The following is a 6,321-nucleotide window of genomic DNA, read 5'->3' on the forward strand; positions in this document are numbered from 1 at the left end:
CGCCAAATCGTAAAACCGGTTGATGAGGTTGGTAATCGTCGTTTTGCCCGCGCCCGTCGCGCCGACAAAGGCGACCTTCTGCCCTGGCTCTGCATAGAGCGAAACATCGTGCAGCACGATTTTTTCCGGATCATAGCCAAAGTCGACGTCGAAAAAGCGCACGTCTCCCTTCACCTGCGTATAAGTGACGGTCCCATCCTCGTGCGGATGTTTCCATGCCCAGATGTTGGTTTTTTCCGGTGTTTCGGTCAGCGCGCCGTCCGCGCCGTATCTGGCGTTGACGAGCGTAACATAGCCGTCATCCACCTCGGGCGTTTCATCCATCAGCGCAAAAATACGCTCCGCGCCGGCCAGCGCCATAACAATGGCGTTAAACTGCTGCGAAATCTGCGTAACCGGCTGCGTGAACGACTTGGTCAGCTGCAAAAAGGAAGCGATGACACCGATGGTGATGCTCTGCCCCACCGCGCCCGAAAGCGCAAGCGCGCCGCCAACCACCGCAACCAGCACATACAGCAGATTGCCGATGTTGCCCATAATCGGCATCAGAATATTGGCAAACGTATTGGCGTTTTTCGCGCTTTCGCGCAACGCGTCGTTCAGTTCGTCAAACTGCTGCTTGCACCTGTCCTCGTGGCAGAACACCTTGACAACCTTCTGCCCGCCAATCATCTCCTCAATAAAACCGTTCACTTTGCCAAGCGCGGTCTGCTGTTCAAGGAAATATCGGGCGGAATTTCCGCCAATCTTACGGGTAACAACAATCATCACCGCAACGCCCAGCAGCACAAACAGCGTCAGCCACACGTTGGTATACAGCATGGCGGCCAGCACCGCCACAATCGTCACCAGCGACGAAAACATCTGCGGCACCGACTGGCTGAGCATCTGCTGCAGCGTATCGGTATCATTGGTGAAATGGCTCATCAAATCGCCGTGGGTATGGGTATCAAAATAGCGGATCGGCAGGGTCTGCATATGGGCGAACATCTCATCACGCACTTTTTTCAGCACGCCCTGCGAGATGGAGACCATCAGCCAGTTGTACAGGAACGTGGACAGAATACCCACGCCGAAAACCACCGCCATCTGCGCGATCGCGCGCAGCAGTCCCCCAAAAACAGGCGCGTCCTCCAGCAGCAGCGGCGCGATATAATCGTCAATCAGCGTACGCAGGAACATCGAACCCGCAACGCCCGCTACCGACGAAAGCAGAATGCAAACCAGCACCACGGCAAACTGCGCCGCATACCCCCTGCCGATATAGCGCAGCAGGCGGTTTAACGTCTTGCCCGGCGTCTTGCTGCCGCGGCCGCCGCGCATGCCGCGCGGTCCGTGCGGACCGCCCTTCATGTGTCCCGACATCAGTCCTCGCCTCCCTTTTTCTGCTGCTGGTGGTAAATTTCCTGATAAATGGCGTTATGCGCCAGCAGCTCCTCATGGGTGCCGACCGCCTGAATCCGTCCGCCGTCCATAATCACAATCTGGTCGGCGTCCTGTACGGAGGTTATCCGCTGCGCAATAATGATCTTGGTCGTATCCGGAATCTCTTCGGCAAACGCTTTGCGGATCAGCGCGTCCGTTTTGGTGTCCACCGCGCTGGTCGAGTCATCCAGAATTAAAATTTTGGGCTTCTTCAGCAGCGCGCGGGCAATGCACAGGCGCTGCTTCTGTCCGCCCGATACATTTGTGCCGCCCTGTTCAATATAGGTATCATAGCCCTTGGGCATCTGCTCAATAAACGCATCCGCCTGCGCCAGACGACATACGCGCCGCAGTTCCTCGTCCGTTGCCGTTTCATTGCCCCAGCGCAGGTTCTCCTTTATGGTGCCGGAAAACAGCACGTTCTTCTGCAGCACCATGGCCACCTCGTCGCGCAGCGCTTCAATATCGTACGCGCGCACATCGGCGCCGCCGACCCGAACCGAGCCTTCCGTCACATCATACAGCCGCGGAATCAGCTGCACCAGCGTCGATTTGGACGCACCCGTGCCGCCCAGAATGCCCACGGTCTGCCCCGCCTGAATGTGCAGGTTGACATCCTCCAGCGCCATCCGTCCGCCCGCGCCCTGATAGCTGAAACGGACGTTTTCAAATACAATATCGCCGCTTTTGACCTCGGTCAGCGGTTTTTCCGGATTGTGCAGGTCGGGTTTTTCCGAAAGCAGCTCGGCAATACGCTCCGCGCTTGCGCGCGACATGGTGATCATCACAAACACCATGCCCACCATCATCAGGCTCATCAAAATCTGCATGGCATAGGCAAACAGGCTGGTCAGGTCGCCCGTGGTCATGCTGCCGCCCACAATCAGCCGCGCGCCGAACCAGGAGATCAGCAGCATGCATGCATACATGCAGAACTGCATCAGCGGCATCAGTCCGCACATCAGCTTTTGCGCGCGGGAAAATTCGCGGTACAGCAGGCCGGAAACGCCTTTGAATTTTTCGGTTTCATGCTGCTCGCGCACATATGCCTTGACCACGCGGATGCCGCCCACGTTTTCCTGCACAACCGTATTCATCCGGTCATAAATCTTGAACACACGCTCAAACACCGGCCCGACCAGCCGCATCAGCACGCCCATTCCAACCGCCAGCACGGGCAGCACCGCCAGAAAAATCAATGCGATACGGCTGTTCATCCGGAAAGCCATAAACAGCGCCGCCGCCAGCATGACCGGACAGCGCACCGCAATGCGCGTACACATCTGGAACGCATTCTGTACATTGGTCACATCGGTCGTCAGGCGGGTGACGATTGAGCCCGTTGAAAACCTGTCGATATTGGTAAAGGAAAAGTCCTGCACGGCGTAATACATATCGTGCCGCAGGTTGCGCGCAAACCCCGTAGATGCACGGGCGGCATAAGTGCCTGCCGCCGCGCCGAATACCAGCGCAAGCAGCGCGCACACAACCAGAAGCAGACCGTACTTCCCAATTTCCTGCATGTTGCCCGCATCAATGCCGCGGTCAATCAGCAGCGCCATTACCGCCGGAATGATGACCTCCATCACCACTTCCAGCACAACGAAAAGCGGCGTAAGCAGCGCATCGCGCCTGTATTCCCGCACACTTTTCAGCAACTGTTTTATCATAGTGTCTCCTCCAAAGTTCGGCTCTGATGTGTCTCCAGGTTGGCGCATATTTTCCGGCTGACCGCAAACCACGTTTCCAGATCGCGCGCGTCAACCCCTTCGCGCATGATGGTTTCATTGACCGCAATGCTCTGCTGAATACGCTCATCCAGATCGCGGGCGCGTTCGGTCAGCACCAGACGCTTGAGCCGTGCGTCATGCGCAACCGGTTCGCGGCAGATCAGGCCGTGCCGCTCCATCAGCTGCAAAATGCCCGTCGCAGTCGAACGCCGCATGCGAAACGCCCGTTCAATATCGCGCTGAAAACAATCACCGTTCTCCTCTGATACAAGCAGGTAGTGAATGATGATTGCCTGCATCCGCGTGATGCTCTCATCTCCACATGTTTTGCTCATGCAGGCGGTCTGGCGGCTGAGCAAGTTGCTGAGCATACCGATCTGCGCGCCGATGCGCGTTTCTATCCGTTCTCCCACTCTGTTAGCCTCCTTACAATCAGCGTGCTAACTATTATAAACCCTGAAGCTGCAATGTCAACCGTGTTCACAAAAAATTCAAAAAAACAGTCTCCCCCGCAGGAGAGACCGCAAAAGACCCTTGCATTGCTTAACTGCTCTTCATTTTTCATCACCCGCCGCAGGCTGATACGGTTTCTCCAGAAACATATCCCGCAAAAAACGGCGACCGGTTTCCGTTCGAAAAATACGCTCGCATGCTGCGCGGCAGGTTTGCTCCGGCAAATTCTGCTCATGCGCATTCACCAGAAAATCCGCTTCAAACAGAATACGCAGATCGGTATCCTCACCTGCGCCGTAAGTATGGTGGTGCGCAATCAGCCAGCACACGCGCGCCAGCTCCTGTTCATCTGCACCGGCCTGCCGCAGCATGGGCGCGGCCACCGCCGGCCCCTCTTTTTCCTGCCAGATGCCTGCCGGCGAGCCGTGTCTGCGCTCTGCCTGATGGATGCCGATATCATGCAGCAGCGCCGCGGCCTCCAGAACATTCTGCTGATGCGCGTCCAATCCCTCGCTTCGTCCGATCAGCCGGCAAAAAGCGTACACTTTCATCAGGTGCTGCACTCTGCGCGCGTCACCCGCGTCGTATGCGATGGCCGCAGCCGCCACTTTTTCCAGATTCACCATCATTTGTCCTCCTGTCGTTCAGGCACAGCCTTCACAGGCCTTCCCAGCGGTATTTCTCCATATCCACTCTACCGTCCGCTGTAAACGCAACGCCGTCCGCCTCCAGCAGTGCGCGCTGCACGTCTGCACCCCCGAAAGCAAAGGCCGGAGACGTCCGTCCATCCTTTGTCACCACGCGGTAGCAGGGAATCCCTTCCGGATCGGGATTGGCATGCAGCGCATACCCCACCACCCGCGCCCACCGCGGATTGCCTGCCAGCGCAGCCACCTGGCCGTAGCTTGCCACCGTGCCGCGCGGAATGCGCCGGACAACCTCGTAAATCCGCTCAAAACTGTTTGCCATTTTTTCACGCATCCCCCTTCCTTTCCATTATATCAAGTCAATCTGCCGATTTCCACCTGTTTTATCTCACAAAAAACTGTATATTTTTAACGCGCTAAAGTATTGCGCTCCTCCGCAAAATACTGTATAATGATTAAGCACTACTGCAAGTATATCCGCTGTTCCGTGCTTTTCCCCCATGTTTTTTCAAAGCGCGGAAGCAGAAATCGTAAGGAGGACAATCAAAATGGCACTTACCAATTCCTACCTGAAGAGCGTGTACGACACGGTCCTCAAGCGTAACCCGAATGAGCCGGAATTCCAGCAGGCCGTTCTCGAAGTACTCGAAAGCTTTGAGCCGGTTGTGGAAGCCCGTCCCGAACTGGAGAAAAACGGCATCATCGAGCGCATCGTCGAGCCTGAGCGCATGTTCATGTTCCGCGTTCCGTGGGTAGACGATCAGGGCAAGGTTCAGGTCAACCGCGGCTTCCGCGTGCAGTTCAATTCGGCCATCGGTCCTTATAAGGGCGGTCTGCGTTTCCATCCGTCCGTCAATGCATCGGTTATCAAGTTCCTTGGTTTTGAACAGTGTTTCAAAAACAGCCTGACCAGCCTGCCCATGGGCGGCGGCAAGGGCGGTTCGGACTTTGACCCCAAGGGCAAGTCGGACGCCGAGGTCATGCGTTTCTGCCAGTCCTTTATGACCGAGCTTTCCAAGCACATCGGCCAGTTTACCGACGTACCCGCCGGCGATATCGGCGTTGGCGCGCGCGAAGTTGGCTTTATGTACGGCCAGTACAAGCGTCTGAGCAACGAGTTCACCGGCGTACTGACCGGCAAGGGCCTGTCCTACGGCGGCTCGCTTGCCCGCACCCAGGCAACCGGCTACGGCCTGTGCTACTATATGAAGGAAATGCTCGCATACAAGGGCACCTCTTTTGAGGGCAAAACCGTTGTCATTTCCGGTTCCGGCAACGTTGCCATCTATGCGGCCGAAAAGGCTGCCCAGCTTGGCGGCAAGGTTGTTACCCTTTCGGATTCCAACGGCTTTATCTATGACCCCAACGGCATTAATCTGGATATCGTCAAGGATATCAAGGAAGTCAAGCGCGGCCGCATCAAGGAATATGCCGACCGCGTTGCCGGCAGCACCTACACCGCAGGCCAGCGCCCGTGGGGCACCCCGTGCGATATTGCACTGCCCTGCGCCACCCAGAACGAGCTGAACGAGGATGACGCCAAGGCATTGATTGCAGGCGGCTGCAAATTTGTGGCCGAAGGCGCCAACATGCCCTCTACCCCCAAGGCGGTCACCGCTTTCCTGGAAAACGGCGTATTCTTCGGCCCTGCCAAGGCGGCCAACGCCGGCGGTGTTGCCACTTCCGGTCTGGAGATGAGCCAGAACTCGCTGCGCCTGTCCTGGTCGTTTGAAGAGGTTGACGCACGTCTGCATGATATTATGGTCAACATTTTCAAAACCTGCGTCACCGCGGCTGAGAAGTACGGCCATAAGGACAACCTCGTCATGGGCGCGAATATCGGCGGCTTTGAAAAAATTGCCGACGCCATGCTGGCGCAGGGCGTTTGCTGAGTCCCTTTTCCGCTTTCACCTGAACAGAAAAGGCTTCGGAACAATGTTCCGAAGCCTCAGCTTGTCGAAAAAGTCCAGCTACGGCTGGGCTTTTTCGCATGTATATGGTAAAATGCGGATGGGTGATGAAAGATGCTGGAACGAGGGAAACTGGACCGAGGTATCGTAGAAATT

Annotated in this window: 6 protein-coding genes; 1 reads left to right on the forward strand and 5 read right to left on the reverse strand. The window is 56.6% G+C overall.

All coding sequences use genetic code 11. From position 1 onward, the window contains the following. The 5 genes from ACOYIE_RS08310 to ACOYIE_RS08330 all read right to left on the reverse strand — a co-directional run. Positions 1–1,365: ABC transporter ATP-binding protein (locus ACOYIE_RS08310; RefSeq protein WP_433412236.1), on the reverse strand; the 1,365-nt coding region annotated here is incomplete at its 3' end. Further along, positions 1,365–3,095, reverse strand: a complete 1,731-nt coding sequence (locus ACOYIE_RS08315) for an ABC transporter ATP-binding protein (RefSeq protein WP_433412238.1) — start codon at positions 3,093–3,095, stop codon at positions 1,365–1,367. The genes ACOYIE_RS08310 and ACOYIE_RS08315, both read right to left, overlap by 1 nt. Further along, positions 3,092–3,568: a MarR family winged helix-turn-helix transcriptional regulator gene (locus tag ACOYIE_RS08320; protein ID WP_433412240.1), complete on the reverse strand. Its 477-nt coding sequence runs from the start codon at positions 3,566–3,568 to the stop codon at positions 3,092–3,094. Before ACOYIE_RS08320 ends, ACOYIE_RS08315 begins: the two co-directional genes overlap by 4 nt. 141 nt (positions 3,569–3,709) lie before the next feature. Then, positions 3,710–4,234, reverse strand: a complete 525-nt coding sequence (locus tag ACOYIE_RS08325) for an HD domain-containing protein (RefSeq protein ID WP_433412242.1) — start codon at positions 4,232–4,234, stop codon at positions 3,710–3,712. Positions 4,235–4,265: 31 nt separating this feature from the next. Further along, the gene (locus ACOYIE_RS08330) at positions 4,266–4,577 is read right to left on the reverse strand and encodes an MGMT family protein (RefSeq protein WP_433412244.1); all 312 of its coding nucleotides are present in this window, start codon (positions 4,575–4,577) and stop codon (positions 4,266–4,268) included. Positions 4,578–4,803: 226 nt separating this feature from the next. On the opposite strand from ACOYIE_RS08330, the gene gdhA reads away from it, so the two are divergent. Next, on the forward strand, positions 4,804–6,147 hold the full coding sequence (gene gdhA, locus ACOYIE_RS08335; protein ID WP_433412246.1) for an NADP-specific glutamate dehydrogenase: 1,344 nt from the start codon (positions 4,804–4,806) through the stop codon (positions 6,145–6,147). The last annotated feature ends 174 nt before the right edge of the window (positions 6,148–6,321 follow it).

This window comes from Agathobaculum sp. (assembly GCF_050946325.1).
GTDB lineage: Bacteria > Bacillota > Clostridia > Oscillospirales > Butyricicoccaceae > Agathobaculum.

Coding starts and splice junctions, on each gene's coding strand:
- gdhA (WP_433412246.1), top strand. CDS start 4,804: ATGGCACTTACCAATTCCTACCTGAAGAGCGTGTACGACACGGTCCTC.
- ACOYIE_RS08325 (WP_433412242.1), bottom strand. CDS start 4,234: ATGGTGAATCTGGAAAAAGTGGCGGCTGCGGCCATCGCATACGACGCG.
- ACOYIE_RS08330 (WP_433412244.1), bottom strand. CDS start 4,577: ATGGCAAACAGTTTTGAGCGGATTTACGAGGTTGTCCGGCGCATTCCG.
- ACOYIE_RS08315 (WP_433412238.1), bottom strand. CDS start 3,095: ATGATAAAACAGTTGCTGAAAAGTGTGCGGGAATACAGGCGCGATGCG.